Genomic DNA, 25,555 nt, shown 5'->3' with positions numbered 1-25,555 from the left:
AGCATGGACGGCCCGTATTTTATGGATTATAGCCGGTTTTGCCAGTGATCAGAGTGAGTTGATCCAGTTGGCGATTACGATAATGTCAGCTTTTGGAACGTGTGCCAGCGGCGCCATCGGAGGGTAGCCGGGCCAGTGTTCCGGTTTCGGATTGTGAACGAGCTCCACGATCTGGTCCGGCGTATATTTTTTCTTCGCTACTTCCGAATAAGCAGGGCCGATCACCTTGTCGTAAGCCTGGTGGCAAGCAAAGCACGCATGTTTGTTGAGCAATGCAGAAACATCCGCTGGAACGGGTTTGCGTTTTGGAGGCGCTGCCGGTGCATCGGCTGCGGGAGCTGCTGCGGCTGATGTATCGCCGGGAGCTGCGGGTGCCGCCGCAGGTTTTGCTGCTGCTTCGGCTTTTGCTTTGTCCGAAGCCTCTGCTGCTGCTTTTCTATCGCTTTGGAGCTTCACAAGGGCCGATTCTTCCCGCGCTTTGCTTCCTGAGCCGTACCATTGATCATATTTGTCACGGTCTTCCTTGGACGAACAACCGATGAAGAAAGAAACTGCCAGGGCCATCAGGGCCAAAGAAGCGCTTTTTTTGAGTGTCATTTTGTTAATTTTTAAGAATTTTCGCCAGATTAAGGTTGCGATACCAAATCGACCACGAAGAAAGCATGTTTGCGTTAGATTTCCTTCATGAACATGACAGAAATTCGGGGAAATCCCTAAAAAGACCCGACGTATCGACTTGTCTGACAACTTATTACTGGGGGGCAGGTTGGAAAAAAATATGCAAAATTTCCGGTTTATTTGTCTGTGATTGTTGCGATTAATAGGAAAACGCTTTACTTTTGCACTCCTATTTGTAAAACGATGTAAAGCAATGGCTAAGAAAGGCAATAGAGTACAGGTCATTTTGGAATGCACAGAACAGAAAGAAAGCGGTGTTCCAGGCATGTCACGTTACGTGACCACAAAAAATCGGAAGAATACGCCAGGCCGTATGGAATTGAAGAAATTCAACTCTTTCCTGAGACGTTACACAGTCCACAAAGAAATTAAGTAAGTTCGTCTTGTTACCCGTTAACTGTCACGTGAAGCTGAACAATAACTGGGTAAGCGCGGAACAGTTAATCATTAACAATATAACTTCTAACTGATATACAGACATGGCAAAGAAAGTAGTTGCTACCCTGAAAAAAGAAGGCGGTAAGGCATTTGCGAAAGTGATCAAAGCCGTAAAATCTCCTAAAACAGGAGCTTATACCTTCAAAGAAGAAATCGTTCCCCTGGACGGTGTACAGGGTGCATTGAAAAACTAGTCTTCGACGGGCCCACCCGGTTCGTTCGGACTGTCTTCGACCGCTCAGACTGACATTGGGCGTGATATTGAATTATAAAAAGTCCCTTTCCGGGACTTTTTTGTTTTATTTTTGAGCCATAAATGTAATCAGCGCTATGGGTTTATTTGGCTTTTTTTCAAAGGAGAAAAAAGAAACATTAGATAAGGGCCTCGAGAAAACCAAGGATAGCTTCTTTGGCAAACTCTCACGGGCGATCGTGGGTAAAACCACCATCGACGAGGACGTTCTCGATGAACTGGAAGATATACTGGTGAGCTCGGATGTGGGCGTGGAAACGACCGTGAAGGTCATCAAACGCATCGAAGAGCGCGTGGCCAGAGATAAATATGCATCGACAGCCGAGCTCGACAGCATTCTGCGCGAGGAAATCGCCGCATTGCTGACGGAGAACAAATCGGTGGATAACCAGGATAGCTTCGAAACCGAACATTTGCCGAAGCCCTATGTGATTATGGTGGTAGGGGTGAATGGTGTAGGTAAAACGACGACGATCGGTAAACTCGCGCACCAGTTTCACCAGCGGGGCCATAAAGTGGTGCTGGGCGCGGCGGATACCTTCCGTGCGGCGGCAGTCGACCAGCTGAAACTCTGGGGCCAGCGCGTGAATGTGCCGGTGATCGACCACGGAATGAACACCGACCCGTCGGCAGTAGCGTTCGATGCTTTGAAAAAGGGTACCGAAACCGGCGCGGACGTGATCATTATCGATACGGCCGGCCGTTTGCATACGAAAGTGAACCTGATGAACGAGCTTTCGAAGATCAAGCGCGTCATGCAGAAGATCATCCCGGATGCACCTCACGAAGTATTGCTCGTCCTCGACGGCAGCACCGGTCAGAATGCCGTGATCCAGGCACGCGAATTCACCAAGGTAACCGATATTACTGCACTAGCGATCACCAAACTCGACGGAACCGCAAAAGGCGGCGTCGTGATCGGGATTTCGGATGAATTTAAAATACCAGTCAAATACATTGGCGTAGGCGAGAAAATGGACGATTTGCAGGTCTTCGACCGCGCGGAGTTTGTGGATTCGCTGTTTAAGAAAATAGGATAAATGGCGCTGGTCAGCGAGGGTAACCGCTCGTAGATTAAGCCATTCAGTTTTAGCACAAGAAGGTATCTTGGAGTATTCAACTCCGGGATACCTTTTTTCATGGATACACTGCTGGTCTTTTTGATTGTTTTCGCGCCATTTGTATGGTATATCTGGCGCATGCTGCGATTTACGAAAGACACAATCGGAGGGAACTCACCCCTGAAAGTATCGCGCACATTCATAACCACGCCCTGGAACTACTTTTTTCAATTCGAAGGTCTGTTCACTTATTACTTCATCCTGATAGGCAGCTTTTTCTTTAAATTGGCGCTTTTCATGCATATTTCTTACACCGAGGATCACCCGCTGTTGGTGCGGCTTTGGTTTCTCGCGATTGGTTTGGTGGCCATGGGGTTCGGTCTTTTGGTGGTGACGCTCGATATCAATCACTGGCAATATGTTGAAGGGCTTGTTATAGAGACATTTCCCGAGCAACGCGAGCTTGAACTCACATTTACGGATAAAGTGCTCCGTTTAAGGGAAGGTGATATCGAAAGAGTGCATGTTTACCATAATAATAACATCAAGTTTCCACTCGCTTACATGCATTATTATCTCAGGACGGGCGATGAGTTCATTATTTCACCCAAAACGAAGGGATATTGGGTGATAGACCAGTATTTCCAAAATCTTCCGACGGAATACACACGTAGCCGTTTTCCTTTCATCCGATAGTACTTCCTATTCATTTTTTCACGAACTTTGCACCCCATTTCGCCGTTCATTATCAGTCACTTTGACGCAGAATGGCGATTAATCAATTCAAAAGCATACAGCTTACGGCTTAAAGCCCGAGGCCAATTTCAATGAAAACCAAAGGAATAGTCAAGAATAAAGTCAATATCGTGACGCTGGGTTGCTCCAAAAACCTGGTCGACTCGGAGGTGTTGTACACGCAGCTTAAAGGCAACGGGTTCGCGGTGGATCACGAGTCGAAAAAGGATGATTCCCAGATTGTCGTGATCAATACCTGCGGGTTTATCGACAATGCGAAGGAGGAATCGATCAACACCATTTTGCGATATGCCGATGCGAAAGCAGCCGGAATGGTGGATAAAGTGTATGTAACAGGCTGCTTGTCGCACCGGTACAAGGATGAACTTTCGGTTGAAATACCCACAGTAGATGCGTGGTTCGGGACCAACGAACTGCCCCGCCTCCTCAAAACCCTGAAAGCCGATTACAAGCACGAACTCGTAGGCGAGCGCCTGCTCACGACGCCCGCGCATTACGCGTACCTGAAAATCGCGGAAGGTTGCGACCGCCCGTGTTCATTCTGCGCGATCCCGCTCATGCGTGGAGGCCACATTTCCCGGCCGATCGAAGAATTGGTAAAAGAAGCCAAATCCCTCGCCAAACGCGGTACCAAAGAGCTCATCCTCATTGCCCAGGATCTGACTTACTATGGACTGGACATTTACAAGAAAAGAAATCTTTCGGATTTAATGCGCCAGCTTTCCGATGTGGAAGGCATCGACTGGATCCGCCTGCAATATGCCTATCCGGCGGGCTTCCCCATGGATGTCCTCGACGTGATGAACGAGCGCAGCAACATCGCCAAATACCTCGATATGCCGCTGCAATCGGGCTCGACGGACATATTGAAACTCATGCGTCGCGGCATTACCCGTGAAAAAACCGAAGCGCTGATTCATTCGATCCGCGACAAAGTGCCCGATATCGCATTGCGTACGACGCTGATCGTCGGCCACCCGGGAGAAACGGAAGCGCTGTTCGATGAGACGTACGAGTTCGTTGAAAAAATGCGTTTCGACCGCCTGGGTGCATTCCAGTACTCGCACGAGGACAATACGCATTCATTCACAATGGAAGACGACATCGATCCGGAAGTGAAGCAGGAGCGCGCCGACGCGATTATGGAATTGCAACAAGGCATTTCGGCGGAACTGAACCAGGAGAAAGTCGGCAAAACATTCAAAGTCCTTTTCGACCGTAAAGAAGGCGGCTATTTCATCGGCCGCACCGAGTACGATTCGCCTGAGGTTGATAATGAGGTACTCGTGCCTGCGAGCCAGTATGTGCGTCTGGGCGATTTCGCTCATGTAAAAGTCACTTCCGCCGAGGAATTCGACCTTTACGGCGAAGTGATTTCCTGATGCTATTTCCGGCAAATGGTGTCTTTGCCTAAATTTGCCGATCATTTGAAAAAGAACAATTCTTAAAAAAGCATGTTACAACGTATTCAAACTATCTTCCTCGCAATGGTCGTCATCGGAATGGGTATTTTCCTTGCCTTCCCGATCTGGTCGAAAGTAGCATTAGCAAGAGGACAAAGTGCCGATCTGACGGCCCTGAGGCTGCATCATCAGATCAATGAAGTTCAATCCAATGTCCAGCCGGTATATTACCTCGTCGCGCTGGCCATCCTTACAGCCGGTGTAGCAGCCTACGCGATTTTACAGTTCAAAAACCGCATTCTGCAATCGGCCTTGTGTGCGGTGAATTCGATATTGATGACCGTGACAATGGGTCTGGTAATCTACTTCACCTTTTACAAAACGGCGAAGCTGTTCGATCCGGAACTGACCGGCAAATATGATATCGGTTTTTACGGATTGGTAGGCGCCATGCTCGCCAACGTGTTTGCCAACCGTTTCATCCGCAAGGACGAGCGCGAGGTACAGCAATCGAAAAGATTCAGATAATATCAAAAGTTATGTCATCCTGAACGAAGTCGAAGGATAGTTGCGTGATGCAATGCCCTTCGACTTCGCTCACCCTTCGACTGCGCTCTGGATGACATATTGCAAGTCCGCGCGAACGTCCCCTTCCTGCTACACCAATCCCTCGCGCAATAAATCGTGCAAATGCACGAACCCCAGCGCCTTACCCTCTTCTACCACCACCACCTGCGTAATGCTCTTCGATTGCATGATCTCCAATGCATTCACCGCATATTCATCCGGCGAAACCGTGATCGGCATTTTTGTCATAATGTTGTGAGCGTGCAAGTCCAATAACCCCGCTGCGCCATAGGTTTTCAGCATTCTCCGGAGATCGCCGTCTGTAATAATCCCCGCCATCAAGCCATTTTCGCTTACTACCGCTGTGGCTCCAAGCCGCTTCGAAGTCATTTCCAGGATCACCTCCTGCAATGTAGCCGCCTCATTCACGGTAGGTAATGCATTATGCGGGTAAATGTCGCAGACCTTGAGGTAAAGCCGCTTGCCTAATGAGCCGCCGGGATGGTAACGGGCAAAATCGTCGTGTGTGAAGCCGCGCGCTTCGAGCAGGCAAATGGCCAATGCATCGCCGAGGGCCATCGTGACGGAAGTACTTGTAGTAGGCGCAAGATTGAGCGGGTCCGCCTCCGCCGGGGCATGTGCGTGGAGCGTGAGAATGCAGTTTTGGGCAAGATAGGAATTCTTGTTGCTCACCATTGCGATCATCTGAACGCCCGTCCGCTTCAATAAGGGCACAAGTACTTTGATCTCCGGCGTATCGCCGCTTTTGGAGATCACGATCACCACGTCGTTGTCCTGGATCATGCCCAGATCGCCGTGGATCGCGTCGGCGGCGTGCATAAATAATGCCGGCGTACCCGTGGAGTTCAGCGTGGCTACAATCTTCTGTCCTACAATGGCGCTTTTACCCACACCAGAGACTACAACGCGCCCACCGGAATGTAAAATGGCATATACGCATTTTTCAAATTCATCATCAATCAATTCAATCACATTACGTATGGCTTCTGCCTCCTGACGTAATACTTCTTTTGCGGTTGACTGAATATTTTTTATTAATTTCAAATCTGAAACACAGTTTAGAGAGACAAAAAGTCATTATTTATTTCAAAGCGCAAAGATAGGGAAGTTTGGAATAACCATTTTGTGAACAGAGTATGGTACAGCAGGTTGATAAAGTCGTGACCGACACATTAAAAGGGAAGCTTAAAGAAATATTTGGATACAGTCAATTCCGCGGAGATCAGGAAGTTATCATACAAAATATCCTTTTAGGTAAAAATACATTCGTGATTATGCCCACGGGCGCAGGTAAGTCACTCTGCTACCAGCTTCCTGCCCTCGTCAGCGACGGACTGACCATCGTGATTTCCCCGCTGATCGCCCTGATGAAAAACCAGGTCGACCAGCTTACTGCGTTCGGTATCAATGCACAATTCCTGAATTCCACGCTTACCAAAGCCGAAATGACGCGCGTCAAAACCGACGCGCTCGACGGAAGCCTGAAACTGCTTTACATCGCCCCTGAATCGCTCACCAAAGAGGATAACCTCGATTTTCTAAAAAGGGTACAAATCTCGTTCGTAGCCATCGACGAGGCGCATTGTATTTCGGAATGGGGTCACGATTTTCGCCCTGAATACCGCCGCATTTACGGGATTATAGAGAATATCGGAAGGCTCCCCATTATCGCACTCACGGCTACGGCGACGCCCAAAGTGCAGCAGGATATTCGCAAAAACCTGCAAATGGAAGAGGCAGAGACGTTTAAGTCTTCTTTTAACCGTAAAAACCTTTACTACGAGATCCGTCCGAAAAAGGATATCAAGAAGCAACTCATCCGCTATATCCGCAACAACAAAGGCAAGTCGGGCATTGTATATTGCCTCAGCCGGAAGACGGTAGAAGAAGTGGCGGAGCTATTGAATGTCAACGACGTACGTGCATTACCGTACCATGCCGGCCTCGACGCCAACACGCGGATGGCGAATCAGGACGCGTTCCTGAACGAGGAATGCGACGTGATCGTGGCGACGATCGCTTTCGGGATGGGGATCGACAAGCCGGATGTGCGTTTTGTGATCCATTACGACGTGCCCAAGTCGCTCGAAGGTTATTACCAGGAAACGGGCCGCGCCGGTCGTGACGGGCTGGAAGGTAACTGTCTGATGTTTTACAGCTACGACGACATCCAGAAGCTCGAAAAATTCAACAAGGACAAAACCGTTACCGAACGCGACAATGCACGCCATTTGCTGAATGAAATGGTCGCCTATTCGACATTGGGCGTGTGCCGCCGACGGCAATTGCTGAGTTATTTCGGGGAGTATCTCGAAAAAGATTGCGGTTTTTGCGACAATTGCAACAAGCCGACAGAGAAATTGAAAGTACAGGACGATGTAATCCTTATCCTCAAATCGGTTGCATTGACCGAGCAGCGTTTCGACGCCGATCACATTGCAGATTTGCTCACATCCACCGACAACCAGTATGTGAAAAGCTACGAGCACGACCAGCTGGAAGTTTTTGGTAAAGGATTGGAACTGAATGAATCACGCGATTACTGGGTGTCGGCCATCCGCCAGCTTGTGATTCTTAACTATCTTGAAAAAGACGTTGAGAATTATGGCGTGATCAGGCTGGGCGAAAAAGGCTCCAGATACCTGAACGACCCTTATCCCATCACCCTTCAAAAGGACCACAACTTCGACGAGGAGGAAGTGAAACCGGAGGACGACGATAAGGAGGCCGTGAACGGAAACGGGAGCGCGCATGCATACGACGAGGCATTGCTCGGAATGCTGAAAGCATTGCGTAAAAAGGTGGCGAAGGAGAAAAACCTGCCGCCGTATGTGATCTTCCAGGACCCTTCGATGGAAGAAATGGCCACTACTTACCCGACTACCCAACAGGAAATGGCGCAGATCAACGGCGTCGGAATGGGTAAAGTGCAGAAGTTTGGCCGGCCGTTTATAGAACTCATTTCGCGCTATGTGGAAGAAAACGAGATCGAGACGGCGAAAGACGTGGTGATCAAATCCACGGTCAACAAATCCAAAATCAAGATTTTTATCATCCAGCAGGTCGACAGGAAGGTAAGCCTTGACGAGATTGCCGAAGTGAAAGATCTTGCATTGGCCGATGTGATCGAAGAAGTGGAACACATTTGCTACTCCGGCACGAAGCTTAACCTGGACTATTATATCAACCAGGTGATCGACCGCGAGCGGCAACAGGACATTTACGATTACTTTATGACCGCCGAAACCGATAACATCAGCACCGCGTTGAACGAATTTGAGGGCGAAGAGGTCAGTGAAGAAGAATTGCGGCTGATGCGGATCAAGTTTTTATCGGAACTAGCCAACTAGCACCCCCGGAGTACTTGCCGGACAATCAGTATATTTTGAATTTTTAAAACCAGTTATGAACATACTCATCTTGGGATCGGGCGGAAGAGAACACGCTTTTGCCTGGAAAATAGCCCAAAGCCCTCTTTGCGATACCTTATTTATGGCTCCCGGAAACGCCGGGACAGCGGGCATAGCAACGAACCTATCCTTTTCTTATAACGATTTTGACGCCATTGCCAACGCGGTAATTGAAAATAACATCGAACTCGTGATCGTAGGCCCCGAAGAACCGCTGGTAAACGGGGTGGTCGATTATTTCAATGCACGGGAAGACCTTTCCAAAGTGCGGATCATCGGTCCGGACAAAGCCGGTGCACAGCTCGAAGGAAGCAAGGACTTCTCGAAGCAGTTTATGGACAAATACGGCATTCCAACCGCCGCGTCACGGACATTTACTGCCGAAAATCTGGAAGTAGGTCTGGAATACCTCGAAAACCATTCACTACCGATCGTACTTAAGGCAGACGGCCTCGCGGCGGGGAAAGGTGTGATCATCGCCGAGAAGCATTCCGACGCTATACAGGCGTTCCGCGAGATGCTGCTGGATGGGAAATTCGGGAAGGCGGGTAACAAAGTTGTGATCGAACAATTCCTGAAAGGGATAGAATTGTCGGTTTTTGTACTTACTGATGGAGAGCATTATAAAATCCTTCCCGAAGCGAAGGATTACAAGCGTATCGGCGAAAACGATACGGGCCTCAATACGGGCGGAATGGGCGCGGTGTCGCCCGTCGTGTTTGCAGATGCGAACTTTATCAGGAAGGTAGAAGAGAAGGTGGTAAAGCCGACATTGTTCGGTCTTCAAAGTGAAGGAATTAAATATGTAGGCTTTATATTCATCGGTTTGATGAACATCAAAGGTGAGCCTTATGTGATTGAATACAACGTCCGGATGGGCGATCCCGAAACCGAAGTAGTAATCCCCCGTATCCAGTCGGATTTTGCGATGCTCATGGCATCGACGGCCAAGGGTACCCTGCATGATTTCGATTTGCAGATCTCACCGCAAGTGGCCGTGACGACGGTGGTAGTTTCGGGCGGTTATCCCGAAGATTACGAAAAAGGAAAAGTCATTTCGGGAACAGAAAAAGTGGATGATGTGCATGTGTTCCATGCAGGAACCACTTTTAATGCAAACGCCGAAGTCGTGACGAACGGAGGACGGGTGATGGCCTTGACGGGCCTTGCCAATTCCCTCGAAAACGCGGTGCACAAGTCACAGCGGGCTGCACAGGCAGTGCAATACGAAGGAAAGTATTTCCGGCACGATATTGGCGTGGATTTAATTCGTTATAACGATTGATGAAGCGGAGTAATTATGGGATGTGGATCATGTTCATCCGGGGGCTGCGGTACTAACGGTACGGCTGTCTCGGGGTGTGGAAGTAAAGGAAGCTGCGGAACGGGCGGATGCAATAAAATGAATGTTTTCGATTGGCTCAGTCACATGGACGTGCCGTCGGGACAGCGTTTTGATGTAGTCGAAGTCAAGTTCAAAGGAGGCAGAAAGGAATATTTCCGGAATATAAATCAGCTGGAATTCGTCACAGGCGACTACGTGGTTTGTGAAATGGCTTCCGGCCAGCATATTGGAACGGTATCGTTGCAGGGTGAACTCGTGCGGCTTCAAATGAAGCGCAAGAGTGTCCAGATGAACGACGACCTGCACGTGATCTACCGCATTGCGACGGAGAAAGATCTCGACAAATCCACGCAGGCGATGGCGCGCGAAATGCCTACGCTCTACCGTACCCGTGAGATTATCCGGGATATGAAGCTCAATATGAAGCTTTCGGATGTTGAATACCAGTCGGACAATACCAAAACGACATTCTACTATTCGTCGGAAGAACGTGTGGATTTCCGGGAGCTGATCAAAATGCTGGCTTCGGAGTTCAAGGTGCGCATTGAAATGCGGCAGATAAGTTTGCGGCAGGAAGCGAGCCGTTTGGGCGGGTTAGGCTCCTGCGGGCGCGAACTTTGCTGCTCCACCTGGCTCACCGATTTCAAGAATATTTCAACCGCCGCCGCGCGTTATCAGAACCTTTCACTAAACCCTGCGAAACTGTCGGGCCAATGCGGGAGGCTGAAATGCTGTTTGAACTACGAGCTCGAAACTTATATCGATGCATTGCGGGATATTCCGACGGTGGATGCGCCATTGAAAACCAAAAAGGGCGTGGCTACCTTGCAGAAGACGGATATCTTCAAGAAAATCATGTGGTTTGGCTTCGATAAGGATACGAACTGGTATCCTGTGCCTATCGACAAGGTTTTGGAAATCATTGAGTTGAATAAAAAGGATATTATCCCCGAATCACTCGAAATCCTGACGCCGGAGCCGGAAAAAGGTGCGGACAAAGTCCCCGGCAAGCTCAATAGCGACCTGGAAAACCTGGACAAAAAGTACAGCGACGAGCAGAAGAAAAAGAAAAAGAAGAAGAACCGCTCGGGTAAAAACCGTGGAAACGGCGTTGAAAACAGTGGCGCCGAGAATGCGGGTAGCGATGCCGGAAACGGTAATCCCGTAAATAATGCAGGCAATCCACCTTCGAACAAAGGTAACAACCAAAACCAGGGACAGCGAAACCGCGGAAATAATCAGGGCGGTGAGCCGAAAAACCGTGGTAATAACCAGGGGGATGAATCCAAAAGCCGCGGAAATAACGCCGGAGGCGAGCCTCGCGACAAAGGCAACAATCCGGGCGAAGAGCCACGCAACAAGGGGAACAACCCGAACGAAGGCCAGCGCAACCGGGGGAAAAATAATCCCGGCGGCGAACCAAGAAATAAGGGGAACAACGATAACCCGGGCGGCGAGCCCCGCAACAAGGGCAATAATCCCGAGGGAAACAGAAACGGCGAAGGAAATAAGAATAACGAAGGAAACAGAAACAACCGGAACCGGAACAGAGGCCAGCAAAGGCCGTCTGCCGGACCGAAACCCGACGGAGCGCCGCGCGACGGAGCGCCGTCCGACGGTGAAAACAACGGGTAATATCCCTTCCAACGAATCCAAACGGGCCAGCTCACTCAAAGGCTGGCCCGTTTTTTACCCATACCATTTGTGAAAGAACACGTTGAAAAGCTTTACGCGCTGAGCCGCAAGCCGTTCCGGAGGATCGTCGGGCTTATGTCGGGTACTTCGCTCGATGGGCTGGATGTGGCGCTTTGCCGCGCGGAAGGCAGCGGGCCGGAAACCCGGTTGAAGGTGGAGTATTTCAAGACGGTACCTTATGAGGAGGATTTCAGGAATGCGGTTCGGGAGATTTTTGCCAAAAGGCAGATTGATTTTCAGCAATTGGTATTGCTAAACCCATTCATTGGCCTGCAACACGGGCAAATGATCCTGGAATGCCTTGCCGAATGGGGTATCGACCCTTCGGAGGTTGATCTGATCGCCAGCCACGGGCAAACTGTTTTTCACGCCCCGCAAAAGCAACACAAAATAGCGGCTTTCCCGAATGCGACTTTGCAGATTGGTGACGGTGACCATATTGCCGTTAAAACCGGCATTATCACCCTCAACGATTTCAGGCAGAAACACATTGCCGCAGGAGGAGAAGGCGCACCACTGGCCGTGTACGGCGATTACTTTCTGTTTTCACAAAAAGACGAAAACCGGATATTGCTGAACATGGGCGGCATCGCCAACTTCACATTCCTGCCCGGTAACCTCAATGCGTCACAAGTTTTCACGACCGACACCGGCCCCGGAAATACATTGATCGACGCATTCACGCGCCGGCATTTTGGAAAACCATTTGATGAAAACGGAAGCATTGCGGCCAGCGGCACCGTCGATGCAGTATTGCTGAATGTGCTCAAAGATTCATCGTTTTTCGAACAATCTTTTCCTAAAACCACCGGTCCGGAGGTATTCAGCATAGAGTATGTAGAAAATGCATTGCAGGTTTCGAACCGGAATGCGATTGAACCGAAAGACCTGATTGCAACTTTGACCCGATTTAGTGCGGAAACGATTTCTGAGGCGATCCGCAATGCAATGCCTTTCGGTGAAATATTTGAGGTGTATGCGAGCGGAGGCGGTGCGCATAATCCGGTGCTGATGGGTGCGATAGGCAGGTTGTTAGGCATTAATATTCGTCTGATCAATGAACTGGGTGTATCCGGCGATGCGAAGGAAGCGGTACTGTTTGCCGTACTCGCTAATGAAGCGGTAGCAGGCGAAGCCGTGTATTTTGGGGAAAAGAAAGGCGTGCCGGGCGTTTCCATGGGGAAAATTTCCTTCCCCGGTTAAGTAAGGAATAAGTATTTGAATATATGTACGACATTACCATCATAGGCGGCGGCATTGTAGGCCTCGCGACAGCTCTCCGCATTAAGGAGCAGAAACCAGCATTGAAAGTGCTCCTGCTCGAAAAGGAAAATGAAGTGGCCAGGCACCAGACCGGTCATAACAGCGGCGTGATTCACTCCGGATTGTATTACAAACCCGGAAGCCTGAAAGCCACCAACTGCATCCGCGGCTACCAGATGCTCATTGATTTCTGCGAAAAGGAAGGTGTTGCGTATGATTTGTGTGGGAAAATAGTGGTAGCCACTACCGAAGAGCAGCGTCCATTGCTGCGTAACCTTTTCGAACGGGGAAATCAGAATGGATTGACTGATAACCGCATGATCTCCGAAGGAGAAATGAAGGAAATCGAGCCGCATGTGAAAGGTTTGGAGGGAATTTGGGTCCCCTACACCGGCATTATCGATTATAAAACGGTATGTGAAAAATACGCCGAAAACTTCCGGAAACTGGACGGCGAGGTGCGTTTCGGCGAGAAAGTGACCGAAGTAAGGAACCGTAACACGCATTCGGAAGTGGTAACAGACACCGGGAAACTTTTTGAAACCAAACTCGTCGTGAACTGCGCCGGACTATATTCCGACAAAGTAGCCCAGCTTACCCAACCGGAGAATATTAATGTCCGTATTATTCCTTTCCGTGGGGAGTATTACAAGATCCGTCCGGAGAAACATTACCTCGTCAAAAACCTCATTTACCCCGTTCCCGACCCCAATTTTCCGTTCCTGGGTGTGCATTTCACGCGTATGATCGAAGGAGGTATCGAAGCGGGCCCGAATGCGGTGTTTGCATTCAAAAGGGAAGGTTACAACAAACTGGACATTAATGTGCCCGAAATGCTTGAATCGCTTTCGTGGCCGGGTTTCCGGAAGGTAGCGATGAAATACTGGCGCACGGGAATGGGAGAATATTACCGCTCGTTCTCGAAAGCCGCATTTACCAAAGCATTGCAGGGCCTGATCCCTGAAATCCGGAGCGAGGACCTCATTCCCGGCGGCTCAGGCGTACGCGCACAGGCATGCGACTACGATGGTGGCCTGCTGGATGATTTCTCGATCATCGAAAACAAAACGGCCATCAATGTCTGCAATGCGCCATCGCCGGCAGCAACATCGTCGCTTTCCATCGGGCAAACGGTTTCCGAGAAAGTGCTGTCCAGGTTTTAGCATTGATGTATTTATAAACGAAGAGAGGCCATTCCGCACCGGAATGGCCTCTCTTCGTTTAAATGCGTTAGCAATTACGCCTTCTTAGCTTGCGCCATGCCGAAAGTCACAAGGTGAATCAGGGCGAAAATCATCGAGAAGTAGTAAATGCCTGTGTCGGCGCCGTCGGTTTGTACGTGATGGGCATAAGCGATTACGGCCAGGAGCACAGCGAGCCCGATCCCAACCAGCCCCACGGTTTTGCTACCCGCTGCAATGGCTGCCGGTAACCTGTTCGACAGGAAGCTGTTTTTGATTCCATAATACAAATACACATCGAAACCGATGATCATCCAAACGAACAGACGGATCCAGGTATCGAGCGGCAGGAACGCCATCATGAAGAAACAGGTGAAGATACCGAGGATCGGAACCAGCGGAACGAGCGGCGTTTTGAATGCACGCGGCGCGTCCGGCATTTGCTTGCGCATCACGATAATGCCGATACAAACGAGGATAAACGCGAACAATGTACCGATACTGGTCATTTCACCCACCACGCGCGCAGGTACGAAAGCAGCAAAAAGGCTTACGAATACCAGGAACATGGTGTTATTCTTAACCGGCGTCTGGAATTTAGGGTGTACTGCCGAGAATACGCGTGGCAGCAAGCCGTCTTTACTCATACTGAAAAATACGCGGCTCTGGCCCAAAAGCATTACCAGGATCACAGAAGCGTAACCTGCAAGAATAGCCACGATGATTGCGCGGTTCAACCAGGGATAATCGGGGTGAATGGCGCCGCTGGCATCGGGTGTACCCATCGATTCGATCGCAACCGCGACCGGTGCGATACCGTCCTGACCTTTGAATGCGGTGTATGGAGTTACACCGGTCATTACGTGTGCAAAAAGGATATAGAGAACGGTACAGATCACGAGTGATCCGAGGATACCGATCGGCATGTCTTTCCGGGGGTTTTTAGCTTCCTGCGCCGCGGTACTTACGGCGTCGAAACCAATGTAGGCGAAGAAGACGATCGCGGCGGCCCGTATGATCCCGCTGAAACCGTATTCGCCGAACTTCCCGGTGTTATCAGGGATATAAGGTACGTAGTTCGATTCGTTGATGTATTTCCAGCCGAGGACAATGAAGATGATCACAACGGCAACTTTGAGGCCTACGATGATCCCGTTCACTGTTGCACTCTCCTGTGTTCCTTTCATTAAAAGCAAGCTCATCAGGATCACGATGAAAATAGCAGGCAGGTTGATAATCCCCCCATCCCACGGACCGACTGTCAGAGCCGTGGGTAAATGCACGTCGAAACCCTCGCAGAACTTGACTAAATACCGGCTCCAGCTGATACTTACCGTGGCCGCTCCCACCGCATATTCCAGTACAAGATCCCAGCCGATGATCCAGGCGATGAACTCACCCATGGTGGCGTAGGAATAGGTGTAAGCACTACCGGCAACGGGAATCATCGATGCAAACTCGGCATAGCAAAGACCGGCGAATGCACAGCCCAATGCCGCTACGATAAAGGAGATGGTGATGGCAGGGCCAGCCTGGTTCGCGGCTGCTCCCCCTGTGATGGAAAATAGACCTGCACCGATGATAGCACCAATCCCGAGCGCAATCAGGCTTCCCGGCCCGAGCGTGCGTTTGAGCTGGTTACCCTCACCGGAGGACTCCTGCATTAGTTTTTCAAGTGGTTTCTTAATCCAGAGTTGACTTGCCATATATTAGGTTCGTTGTTGTAGAAATGATGGTCTGATAAAGCTAAAAGAAAATTTGCTAACTACGTATAGACACCAAAGAAAAAGAGGGTAAGTACAAAACTTACCCTCTTTTATTCTTTTAAATTAAGCCTTAACTTTTTTCGTCGCCGTTGCCGCCGCAGCGTCTGCCGCTATTGCCTGTGCCGGCTCGTTCTTCTGCGAACGTTGCAAAAGGTCAACCACGATAGGCGCCGCAACGAAGAGTGAAGAGTAAGTACCCACGATCACCCCGAGCAACATACAGAAGGTAAATCCGCGGATAACAGCTCCACCAAAGATCATCAGAACGATCAACACGAGGATTACCGAGATACCGGTTACAGCCGTACGGCTCAAAGTACTGTTCAACGCGTTGTTGATGACGGTCGACAGGTTTTGCCCGCGCGATTTCTCGTCGGCGAGGTAATCACGGATACGGTCATAAATTACGACGGTATCGTTCATCGAATAACCGATCATGGTCAGGATCGCACCGATGAATGCCTGGTCGATATCCAGTGACCAGGGCAACCATCCGTTGAACAACGAGAAGATCGCGAGGATAATCACCACGTCATGTGCGAGGGACATTACCGCACCGTACGAGAATGCTACGCGTTTGAAACGGATGAGGATGTACACGAAGTTGGCTGCCAATGCAAGCAATACCGCGTAAACCGCGCTCCACAGCGTGTCTTTCGCCATAGTAGGACCTACTTTGTTCGAGCTAACGATTTTAGCAGGGTTGTTGGCGATTTTCTTGGTTCCTTCCAGGATTTTCGCTTCCGCTTTCTGGTCAGCTTCCGGCGTTGTGTCCTCGATGAGGTAAGGAGTAGTGATTTTCACCTGATCCTGACCTCCGAAAGTTTTCACTTCGGTAGTCGAGCCGAGTACTTCGTCCATGTTGGCGCGAAGCGCATCTGCGTCCACATTATTTTCAAAACGAACCACATAAGAGCGGCCACCTTTGAAGTCGATACCCAAGCCAAATCCTTTGAAGATAAATGAACCCACACCGATCGCGATGATGATCCCAGAGATGATGTAGAAACGGCGACGTTGCGAAACGAAGTCGAAATGGTTATCCTGGAACCAGCTTTTCGTCAGGTTATTCGTGAATGAGAAAACTTTGCCGTTTTTGAGTTTTTGTTCCAGCAGTAAACGCGTAATGAAGATCGCACTGAACAAAGAAGTCAATAGACCCAGAACAAGGGTTGTTGCAAAACCGAGTACGAGACCTGTACCGAATGTGTACAGGATAATACCTGTCAAAAGAGTCGTTACGTTGGAGTCGATGATGGCGGTCAATGAATGCTTGAAACCGTCACGGATCGATTGCGCAAATGGCTTGCCTTCCGCCAGCTCGGTCTTGATACCTTCGTAAATCAGTACGTTGGCATCCACCGCCATACCGATCGAAAGTACGATACCCGCGATACCCGAAAGCGTAAGAACTGCCCCGAGGGACGCCATAACGCCCAAAAGAAAGAACAAGTTGATCAGAAGCGCGATATCGGCGATCCATCCTGCCTGGTTGTAATAAGCAGCCATGAACACGAGTACGATCAGAAGACCTACCGCGGAAGACCACAAACCGTCGTTGATCGCCTCCGCACCCAATGAAGAACCTACAACGGCTTCTTCCACGATGTGCGTAGGAGCAGGTAGCTTACCCGCTTTCAACACGTTTGCCATATCTTTTGTCTCTTCCACAGTGAAGCTACCGGTGATAGACGAGTTACCGTTAGGGATTTCGCCTTGTACGGTCGGAGCGGTGTAAACCAGGTTATCGATGATGATCGCTACCGGACGGCCTACGCTGCGGGCAGTGAGTGAGCGCCATTTGCGGGCACCTTCGCCGTTCATACGCATGGTTACTTCCGGACGGCCACGGTCGTCGTAGTCGTGCGTTGCGTCCACGATCACGTCACCTTCCATAGCAGCTTCACCATTGGCTTTCTTGATGAAATACAAAGGCAGGATCAGTTGGTTACCACCTGCTTCGGTGCCTTTGCGGTCCCACATAAACACGAGGTCGGCAGGGAAAAGTGACCGCACTTCCGGACGGCGCAGGATCGCGCTGGCACGCGCGGTGTCTTTCAGGTATACGCCAAGGCCCTGCGGCATTGGTACGAAAAGGCTGGTTAATGCAGCGCTTTGAGCGGCCAATGCAGCCGAATCGGTGGCAGTGGAATCCGCCTTTTTCTCCAACTGGGCAGCCAGGCTGCCGTCTGTTGATTTTTTGGTTGTATCGGTAGAAACCGCGGAGGTAGCCGCAGCACCTGCCGGTGCGGCAGTTTTCTTGGCCGCTTTCTCGATTTCAGCTTGCTGCGTCAGGTAACGGCCAAGGCCTTCGAGTCCTGCACCGAGTTCGTTGGTCAGGTACACTTCCGCAAATTCGAGTTTCGCAGCGCCGGAAAGGAGGCGGCGAACACGCTCTGGATTATCCACACCCGGAAGCTCCACCAAAACGCGGTTCTGGCCCGGTAGGCGCTGGATGTTCGGGTTGGTTACACCGAATTTGTCGATACGAGCCTGGGTGATCTGGAACGCGCGGTCGATAGAGCCGTCGATCTCCGTGTTCAGCATCTTGATCACGTCCGAATCCGACGAGTTGCTGTTGATCTTGCCACGGTTCGCGCTGGTAGCGAATACTGAAGCGAGGCTCGTATTCGGAGCCTGTTCTTTATAAGCTTTTACAAAACGGTTGATAAACGAGCTGTTACTGGCCGATTTGTCTTCGCCTGCTTTTTTCAATGCATTCTGGAATGCCGCGCTGCGTGCGTTACCGCCGGCCATTCCTTTCAGGATGTCGGCAGGAGCTACTTCCAATACTACGTGCATACCTCCCTGCAAGTCGAGGCCGAGGTTCAGTTCACGCTCCGTTACTTCTTGCAAAGTATGGCCGAGGTATACCTCTTCACGCCACAGGGAGTCGATATAATGCTGTTTTTTGGTCATATCCACCTCTCCTTTCGTGTCGGTCGCATAAGCAATAGCCTTGCTTTTAAAGTTGCGCGACACAAAAGTGAAGGACAGGTTATAGACGCTAATAAGGGCGATGACGATCGTCAACGCGATTATCCCGTTCTTGTTGGTCATTTTGTAATGAAAAATTTAATTGAAATGCTTGAAATACAACTGGAAACCGCCCGCCAGGAAATATCAAATGGTGCAGGCTTTCTGGAAATGCATACATGCGGACCCGGCGGGCCCGCTCACACATTACGGAGCGTTGGTGACGATAAACCGGCCGAAGACCCGCTGGAAATGCGAAACCAGGTAGACGGGCTCGCTGAAGGCGATCCGAACAACGAGTTTTTTGGCAACGAAATGCCAGACAGGTTGCGGTAAAAAATAGAGGTATTGATAAAAATCGAAGGAAATGGCGGGTGTGATGACCGCATTCAAACTGAGTGCGCTGACTTCGGGCTGCTCCGACTGGCCGGGCTGCGCGTTGGCTTTTTTCGCCAGATCTTTCGCAACCGCCTCCGTTTTGGTATTCCGGAAAGCGCCCCGATCCGTATGATCCGACCACGACCGCGCGCCCGCCACCGTCAATAGCATGACGGCAAGCATTAAGCTGATGGCCTGGTTAATCACTCGTACAGTCTTCACTTTCAGATTCGGGATTTCAATGAAACCGCAAATTTGATTCGAAAAAATCAGAATCGCAAGATAAATTTCCCACGAGTCGATATTACTATTTTGTTAATAACTTGTGTTTTGCGTGTTTTTTGAGTTGAAAAGGCTGTTTTTTACTAGATATGCTAAGGCAATGAAAGTCAAGGTGATACAAAACGCGGTCCAGATGTGCCTGTTTCTTGCAGACTGTTGATATAAATTTTTGTCGTTTCTTTGGGACTCAATTAGCTCTTCAAAATCTCTATGCGCTTTAAGTTCGCCTGCCTAATTCTTTTTGTTCTATATTCCTATTGCTCCAAAGCGCAGAAATCTTTTGAACCTGGTTACCTGGTCACTTCTCCCAACGATACGATAAGGGGCTACATCGATTACAAAAGCTGGTCACGGAACCCGGAGACAATCAATTTCAAAACTTTCTCTGATGAAAAAGTTGAAACCTACGGCCTGAGCGACATGGAAGGCTTCGGAGTGCACGGAGAAAACTACGTTAAAGCGGATGTGGAGGTAAACATAAGCCCGACCGAGATTGACAGGTTATCTTCTTCTTCAAAGCCGGAACTTATAAAAACAGTGGCTTTTTTGCTGGTTGTCAACAATGGTCCGAAAGGTTTGTTTTATTTGAAGGACAAAGACGGGAAAGTTCAGCTATACATCAGGGACAAGAACGGGCCTTACCAACTGCTGATCAATCACCGGTATATCGCAAGTAATGGCTCGCAAAATGTGGTGAACGTCACCTATTACCGCGAGCAATTGAAAAATTTCTTTACGGAATGCCCGGGATTATTATCCGACGAGAAATTGCTGCCGTATTCCCAGAATTCGATTGGTAAGGTATTCGACAGATTCTACGAAAAATGCTCCTCGCAAAAAGCACCGACAGTGTCGTATAAACGTACCGGTTCATCCATCCAGTTGGGTATTGTTGCAGGGCTGTCCAGCTCAAAGCTGAGTTTTGAAGGACCAGTGGAGCCGGACCTTGTAAATGGTGATTTTCCCGTGTCAAATAAAGTTTCGGGCGGAGTGTTCCTGAATTATCTGTTCCCCAGGTTGAAGCAAAGGGTGTCGTTGTACAATGAGCTTGCATTTACCGCCTACAAGACGAGCATTTCGAAGCAGGCCACCTATTCCGATAATAGTTATAATAAAGTCACGAATACATTCGGTTTCGGGTATCTCAAACTCATCAATATGGCCAGATATCAGATCCCGGTCGGTGGTTGCAAATTATTTTTGAATGCAGGGGTATCAAACGCCCGGGCCATTTCAGTAACGAACGAGCGAATTACCGAGGAAAAATTTCAAACTTCCAACCCTACAATAACCAGCCAGGAGGCGATTGAGAAAGCCCGGAAATATGAATTCGGATTAATCTACGGTTTGGGAGTCAGTTACAAGAAATTTGGCATTGAGTTTCGTCACGAAACCTCAGGAGGAATGTCCTTTTATCAAAAGTTAGATTCCAAAATCGGTCGTAACTACTTCCTGCTTTCCTATCGACTGTTGGAAAGGTAGGCCTACGCGAAATTGATCTCGGCAGACAGCGTGGCGTAACCCAGCGGGACTGAAAAACCATCCTCGGAAGCGAGCGTGAATGCGGATGCATCGGCAGGCAGTTTGAGCGATACGGCGAAATCATATTCAACCGGGACAAACCAGCCCAGAAGCCAGTTTACCAGTACATCAAAGTTTGGGTTGTGAAGGTATTTATCCAGTCCGGCGGGGCTAGGGACCTCGATATCGACATTGATTTGAGGTAAATAGGTGTCCAAGTCGCCACCCAGCGCGGTATCAGCTCCGAGCAAGGCATCACCCATGCTGGCGTTGCATTCATAATGGTATTTCAAACCATAAATGATGTGTATTTCAACCGGTAGGCGCAATGCAATGGTCATGATTTCCGCGGCTTTATCGAGATTGCCCCGGTTTTCAGAAACGAGCGGGAGCAAAGGAAGTAGTTGAACGAATACACTTTCATCCAGCGAAGGCGGCGCCTGCCAGAATGCTTTCAGTTCTTGCAGTAACCCCGAATCCGCGCCCAATTCCCAGGCGCATTGTTCCAGCCGGGCCAGGCTAACGCGGTTAAGGAAGAATTCCTGCTCCAATGGCAGGAAAAACAACCGTGATTTCTGTTCCTTCTCGCGTTGCAGCCTTATTTCGTCCACTTTCTTCTTAACCGTACCCAAATTGGTCGATGAAGGTAAATGAAACAGCTGCTCGGGCAGATGGTCGTAAATACCGCTTCGGTTAGAATCGATTACCTGCCCTTTGAAATTGCCCAATTCCAGCTCGCGCGTGTTTTCGATATCGTGGTGGCTGCGCCGCTTGAAATCGCCCAGCGGGCGAAAAAGGATTTGCGCCGCGGGAATATCGTTTTCGAGCCATGAACTGGCGATGAATTCGGCTTTGAGGTCGGGGCGGGGGTTCATTGGGTCAGGTGTTGTCGGGTGTTGTCAAGTGTAGTCAGGTGTTGTCAGGGGTGGTCAGGTGTGGTTGGGGATTGTGACTACCTGGATGGGGTACATGCCGGTTGAGAGGCGGGTTACTTTTAGTTGCAGCAGTTCGCATTCGCGGGCCCAGTCGTCGCTTGCACGGGCCGGGGAGGCTGGCGTGAGGCCGATTTGCAGACAGCGCACGAATCCCTGACCGGGCATTTTGCCGGGCATGAAATGCGGCTTTACCTGAACTTTACGAAGCCTGTCGCCTAGTTCGGAGGTACAGAATGCGCGCATGTCTTCCAGTGTGACGAGCCGGTTGCGGGTGACGATGTTCTTTCGCAGCTGGTTCACATAATCGCTTTCGTCCGGCCTGGCCTTCCCGCCCGATGAGCGCGTGAGCAGGGTAATGTCCGTACCGCTCACGCCCGAGGCCGCATACGATTGCAGGCGCGTACCCGCAGGAATGCCGTTGGCTTGCTCGGCCAGCGTGCTCCAATAGGAAATGAAAAGCACATCCGGATTTTTATCGCCCCGAATGACCAGAAACGGCTGCGCGGTGGTTTCACTGGCTTTTTTGACGCCCAGCTTCTGCTCGATCCTCGCCATATTCTGGGCAATTTCTCGGAGAATGGAAGCCAGGAAGTCTTCACCGATCGCATTGAAGGCCGTCACCTCGTCGCGAAGCAATTCCAGAAGCTGGTACAGTACTGCCCGCGCATCACGTTTATCGAAACGGCCGATGCCTTGCCTGCGGAGGGTATAAATTCGTGGTGTGCTGGCGGGCGACGTATTAATTTGCTGTATACCAGGCGGCTGCGTAGTTTCTTCATCGGTGTACAGGTTCTTTTCGGACGCCGTATACACCTGATTTTTTTGATTAACCACACTTTGAATACCCATAAAAGCGTCGCCGCTGGGTAAAGCAATGCCGTTCAAACCGGTTTGCAGGCGGTAGGTGATTTTGTTGAGTTGCTTGTTTTGTACAGGAAACGCATTCAGCGCGACATTCATTTGTTCAAATCCCGCCAGCGGAAATATGGCCGGCCAGGTTATTTGTATCCATGTCAAAGGCCTTTTCAGGGATTGCAGAGTCCGCATATCGAACATGGCCTCGAATGCGGCGGGGTAGGGCACGGTTTTCAGTTTGCCCTTTTCCCAGGAATCGTCGCTTTGAATGCGGACGAAGCTGTCGTTGTAGATAAGAATGGAATCGTCGATGGCTTCGTCCTGCAAGCCGTTCAGAATGGGGAGTTGCTTGCCGTTTGCCCACCAGCCCGTTGTTGGCAAAAACTCGCGGTACTGGTATTCGGCCGCATCGCCCGGACCGCCGGCCGCGGCCCAGTCGAAATAGAAGCGGAAGCCGTTCCAGGAAGTTATGCCCGGCTCGATTTCCAGGCCAAGCCAAATACTTTGTTCGCCGCCGGGTTGGGGTAATGTTTTGGCAACTAATGTTTTTGCGCCTTTTTCTACGGAAAAAAGCCCCTGCGGTGTAGCATATTGGATAATTGTCGCATTCACGAGCGGGTACCGGCCCGCGGGGGCGAAATGCACCTCGGTGGTTTCCCCTTTCCGCACATTGGTACGCCTGCCGGTCAGCTGGTTCTCAGGTTCGATCCAGCCGGTCGGTTCCTGCGGGCGTGCTTGCACGATGGCAGTGGCAGGTTGCGGGCCGTTATGGGTTTCGGGTGAAAGGATTTCGGCCAGGCGGGTCATCAGTCGCAGCTCGGTATGCTCGATTTCCTGTCCTACCTTTTCAAATTCCACCGAACAGGCCTCCACCAGCAGCCGTACCAGCGGATCGAAATGGTCGGCCTGGGCGTCGTCGATGCCCCAGAGTTCGGCGCAGCGTCTGATCAGCCGGCGGGAGATGTTTTCCTTGGTATAGTTGATCGTTTCGGGCATATCATTCGATGGATAAAGGGGATATGAAAATGCGTTCGAAGAATACGAACGGCTCGTTGGTCCGCCGGATCGTGGCCTTGATCTCGATGCCCACGCGTTTGCGGACGTAGTTGTTCGTTTTCGTCAGAACCTCGAATTCTTCCATTTCAACCCTGATTTTGACATTGGTAAGCCTCGGTTCGTAGGTGCCAACCGCTTCTTCGAGCGATTCGCGGATGAGGTCTTTCCATTTAATTTGGGATAAAACCGAAAAGTCGTGCTCCCAGAGCGCACATCCGTAGCGGCTATCGAAGCGGTTTTCGTCGAAGTGGGTTACCATTAAAAGGTACAAATGCTGATGGATCGCCTCCCTGTCTGGGCATTTCGGATGCGGCAGGCCGGCCACGATGCGGTCGAGCGCGAGCGGCAAAGAATAGTTTTGATCTTCCATCCGGCGTTTAATAAATTGTGGTTGTATTAATGAAAGTCTGGCTTATTTTTGTCTGGTCACCAACTTCCAAGCTTCCCGATGAACCTTCCGTTTGTTAAAACTGTCACGCAACGTCTCCAAGTTTTATATGCAGTCGTTCTGATAGCCGTTCTGACGTTGGTAGGCGCGCTGGGTTTCCGGGTGATCGATTACCGCGATGCCTACCCGATGGCCATGATCTGTTTTCTGGTCCTGGGCATCCTGCACATTTACCTGCTTTCGCAATGGTTTGGCAGCCTTTTTGAAAGCCGCTCGGCGCGGGCAATCGGTTTTACATTGCTGATCACCCTGCTCACCGCACTGGTAATCATTTTCCTTTACCATAAACTGGCCCAGGAGCTTTTCAAGGGTGTGGGAATGGCCACGGCGCTGGTCGGCTTTCTATTCCCGGTTTTTGTGGCCAGGGTTTATCAGAGTTATCTCGAAATACCCCTCAAAGAATACAAAAAGTGGTATTATCCCGTCGGCCAGTCATTGCCGGATATGGATTTGCTCGATCTTTCCCGCGTGCTGGTGATCCAGTTTGAGTTTACCAAAAAGGCCGATGAAGCCGCATTTACGAACTTCCGTGCCAAAGCCCCGCATTCCATGTTGTTCGGCGAGCTGTTTTTTATTTTCCTGAACGACTACAACGACCGTAACCCCGGCAGCCCGGTGGAATACCTCGCGCCCGACGGTACGCCTTATGGATGGTTGTTTTATAAAAAACTCCCCTGGTACAAGCGCCGCGTTTACATGGACCCGGACCTTACATTTCAGGCCAACCACATTGTCGATAACGAGACGATCGTGGCCGTGCGTGGGTAGGGTAATGTCAGCCTTAGCGCAGTCGAAGGCCGGTAATGTAACGGCCTTCGACCGCGCTCAGGCTGACACAATAACTACCAACGATTGGTATGCGGCGTACCAAACAATTTGATTTCCCTCGCCGACAACGTAATGCTGGTAGTCATAGGCATGGAGCCGGTTTCTACGAAGCTTTCGGCATATTGCACGCAGTACACATCGGTGAGTTCGAGCTCCTTTTGGGTTTGCTCTTCGTCTACATTCTTGAAAGTAATCTTTGCGGAGGCCTTCTTTCCGTCTGGATCTACCATCCACTCCCAGAGGCTTCTGCTATCGTCGGCGCTGGAAGAGTCAACTTGTATAAACACGTTTCCGCCATATACTTTGGAAGAAACACGTCCTTTATCGTCGGTGGATTGCGACAGGGAGTAGCTGCATGAGATCACGGCGATGCCGTCGCCCGACGGGCCGCCATCCCAGGTAAAATAAGCGTCAAAACTTGAAGCTGGCATAGTTGTAA

At 50.2% G+C, this 25,555-nt stretch carries 22 protein-coding genes; 13 read left to right on the top strand and 9 right to left on the bottom strand.

What is annotated here, in order from left to right; all coding sequences use genetic code 11:
• Positions 1–48 precede the first annotated feature (48 nt).
• Positions 49–597 (bottom strand): hypothetical protein, encoded by a 549-nt coding sequence (locus BMW93_RS29525; protein ID WP_090385046.1) that lies wholly within the window; start codon positions 595–597, stop codon positions 49–51.
• A gap of 274 nt (positions 598–871) precedes the next feature.
• Between BMW93_RS29525 and rpmG the strand changes: the two genes are divergently transcribed.
• The 6 genes from rpmG (at position 872) to BMW93_RS29495 (ending at position 5,117) form a co-directional block, all read left to right on the top strand.
• A complete protein-coding gene (gene rpmG / locus BMW93_RS29520; RefSeq protein WP_019944752.1) occupies positions 872–1,054 on the top strand; it encodes a 50S ribosomal protein L33 in 183 nt (60 codons plus the stop codon).
• Positions 1,055–1,157: 103 nt separating this feature from the next.
• Entirely contained in the window at positions 1,158–1,310 is a 153-nt protein-coding gene (locus BMW93_RS29515) for a DUF4295 domain-containing protein (RefSeq protein WP_015813059.1), read from the top strand.
• Positions 1,311–1,446: 136 nt separating this feature from the next.
• On the top strand, positions 1,447–2,409 hold the full coding sequence (ftsY, locus tag BMW93_RS29510) for a signal recognition particle-docking protein FtsY (protein WP_090385043.1): 963 nt from the start codon (positions 1,447–1,449) through the stop codon (positions 2,407–2,409).
• A 99-nt stretch (positions 2,410–2,508) separates the two neighbouring features.
• Positions 2,509–3,126, top strand: coding sequence for a hypothetical protein (locus BMW93_RS29505; protein WP_090385041.1), 618 nt, complete (start codon positions 2,509–2,511; stop codon positions 3,124–3,126).
• Between the two features lie 131 nt (positions 3,127–3,257).
• Positions 3,258–4,568 carry a 30S ribosomal protein S12 methylthiotransferase RimO gene (rimO, locus tag BMW93_RS29500; protein ID WP_090385039.1) on the top strand — a complete coding sequence of 437 codons (1,311 nt, stop codon included), beginning with the start codon at positions 3,258–3,260 and terminating at the stop codon, positions 4,566–4,568.
• A gap of 72 nt (positions 4,569–4,640) precedes the next feature.
• Positions 4,641–5,117 carry a DUF4293 domain-containing protein gene (locus BMW93_RS29495; protein WP_090385037.1) on the top strand — a complete coding sequence of 159 codons (477 nt, stop codon included), beginning with the start codon at positions 4,641–4,643 and terminating at the stop codon, positions 5,115–5,117.
• A gap of 129 nt (positions 5,118–5,246) precedes the next feature.
• On the opposite strand, the gene BMW93_RS29490 is transcribed toward BMW93_RS29495, so the two are convergent.
• Positions 5,247–6,221: an SIS domain-containing protein gene (locus BMW93_RS29490; protein WP_090385034.1), complete on the bottom strand. Its 975-nt coding sequence runs from the start codon at positions 6,219–6,221 to the stop codon at positions 5,247–5,249.
• A gap of 92 nt (positions 6,222–6,313) precedes the next feature.
• On the opposite strand from BMW93_RS29490, the gene recQ reads away from it, so the two are divergent.
• The 5 genes from recQ (at position 6,314) to lhgO (ending at position 14,053) form a co-directional block, all read left to right on the top strand.
• The gene (gene recQ, locus BMW93_RS29485) at positions 6,314–8,527 is read left to right on the top strand and encodes a DNA helicase RecQ (protein ID WP_090385031.1); all 2,214 of its coding nucleotides are present in this window, start codon (positions 6,314–6,316) and stop codon (positions 8,525–8,527) included.
• A gap of 55 nt (positions 8,528–8,582) precedes the next feature.
• On the top strand, positions 8,583–9,872 hold the full coding sequence (purD, locus tag BMW93_RS29480) for a phosphoribosylamine--glycine ligase (RefSeq protein WP_090385029.1): 1,290 nt from the start codon (positions 8,583–8,585) through the stop codon (positions 9,870–9,872).
• Between the two features lie 117 nt (positions 9,873–9,989).
• Entirely contained in the window at positions 9,990–11,567 is a 1,578-nt protein-coding gene (gene ricT / locus BMW93_RS29475) for a regulatory iron-sulfur-containing complex subunit RicT (RefSeq protein ID WP_229240971.1), read from the top strand.
• Between the two features lie 69 nt (positions 11,568–11,636).
• Positions 11,637–12,830 (top strand): anhydro-N-acetylmuramic acid kinase, encoded by a 1,194-nt coding sequence (locus BMW93_RS29470; RefSeq protein ID WP_090385026.1) that lies wholly within the window; start codon positions 11,637–11,639, stop codon positions 12,828–12,830.
• Between the two features lie 23 nt (positions 12,831–12,853).
• Positions 12,854–14,053 carry an L-2-hydroxyglutarate oxidase gene (gene lhgO, locus BMW93_RS29465; RefSeq protein WP_090385024.1) on the top strand — a complete coding sequence of 400 codons (1,200 nt, stop codon included), beginning with the start codon at positions 12,854–12,856 and terminating at the stop codon, positions 14,051–14,053.
• 74 nt (positions 14,054–14,127) lie between these two features.
• Here the strand turns inward: lhgO and BMW93_RS29460 are convergent, their stop codons facing one another.
• The 3 genes from BMW93_RS29460 to BMW93_RS29450 all read right to left on the bottom strand — a co-directional run bounded on the left by BMW93_RS29460 (position 14,128) and on the right by BMW93_RS29450 (position 19,413).
• Positions 14,128–15,777: an amino acid permease gene (locus tag BMW93_RS29460; RefSeq protein WP_090385022.1), complete on the bottom strand. Its 1,650-nt coding sequence runs from the start codon at positions 15,775–15,777 to the stop codon at positions 14,128–14,130.
• A 123-nt stretch (positions 15,778–15,900) separates the two neighbouring features.
• Positions 15,901–18,897, bottom strand: coding sequence for a protein translocase subunit SecDF (gene secDF, locus BMW93_RS29455; protein WP_090385020.1), 2,997 nt, complete (start codon positions 18,895–18,897; stop codon positions 15,901–15,903).
• A 123-nt stretch (positions 18,898–19,020) separates the two neighbouring features.
• Complete coding sequence (locus tag BMW93_RS29450) at positions 19,021–19,413, bottom strand: hypothetical protein (protein WP_229240969.1); 393 nt, start codon at positions 19,411–19,413, stop codon at positions 19,021–19,023.
• A gap of 270 nt (positions 19,414–19,683) precedes the next feature.
• Here BMW93_RS29450 and BMW93_RS29445 point away from each other — a divergent pair, with 270 nt between their 5' ends.
• Entirely contained in the window at positions 19,684–20,955 is a 1,272-nt protein-coding gene (locus tag BMW93_RS29445) for an outer membrane beta-barrel protein (RefSeq protein ID WP_090385017.1), read from the top strand.
• Between the two features lie 2 nt (positions 20,956–20,957).
• Here the strand turns inward: BMW93_RS29445 and BMW93_RS29440 are convergent, their stop codons facing one another.
• The 3 genes from BMW93_RS29440 to BMW93_RS29430 are packed head-to-tail and all read right to left on the bottom strand — an operon-like array spanning position 20,958 to position 24,210.
• On the bottom strand, positions 20,958–21,869 hold the full coding sequence (locus BMW93_RS29440) for a hypothetical protein (protein WP_090385015.1): 912 nt from the start codon (positions 21,867–21,869) through the stop codon (positions 20,958–20,960).
• A gap of 54 nt (positions 21,870–21,923) precedes the next feature.
• Positions 21,924–23,780 (bottom strand): type VI secretion system baseplate subunit TssF, encoded by a 1,857-nt coding sequence (locus tag BMW93_RS29435; protein ID WP_090385013.1) that lies wholly within the window; start codon positions 23,778–23,780, stop codon positions 21,924–21,926.
• A gap of 1 nt (position 23,781) precedes the next feature.
• Complete coding sequence (locus BMW93_RS29430; RefSeq protein ID WP_090385010.1) at positions 23,782–24,210, bottom strand: GPW/gp25 family protein; 429 nt, start codon at positions 24,208–24,210, stop codon at positions 23,782–23,784.
• A gap of 78 nt (positions 24,211–24,288) precedes the next feature.
• On the opposite strand from BMW93_RS29430, the gene BMW93_RS29425 reads away from it, so the two are divergent.
• Positions 24,289–25,056 carry a TssN family type VI secretion system protein gene (locus BMW93_RS29425; protein WP_090385008.1) on the top strand — a complete coding sequence of 256 codons (768 nt, stop codon included), beginning with the start codon at positions 24,289–24,291 and terminating at the stop codon, positions 25,054–25,056.
• 74 nt (positions 25,057–25,130) lie between these two features.
• On the opposite strand, the gene tssD is transcribed toward BMW93_RS29425, so the two are convergent.
• Positions 25,131–25,547 (bottom strand): type VI secretion system tube protein TssD, encoded by a 417-nt coding sequence (tssD, locus tag BMW93_RS29420; RefSeq protein WP_090385005.1) that lies wholly within the window; start codon positions 25,545–25,547, stop codon positions 25,131–25,133.
• Between the last annotated feature and the right edge of the window lie 8 nt (positions 25,548–25,555).

Origin of the sequence: Dyadobacter sp. SG02 (assembly GCF_900109045.1) — a bacterium.
Lineage (GTDB): Bacteria > Bacteroidota > Bacteroidia > Cytophagales > Spirosomataceae > Dyadobacter.
The sequence above is the reverse complement of the archived record's forward strand: the minus strand, read 5'-3'. Positions and strand labels throughout refer to the sequence as shown.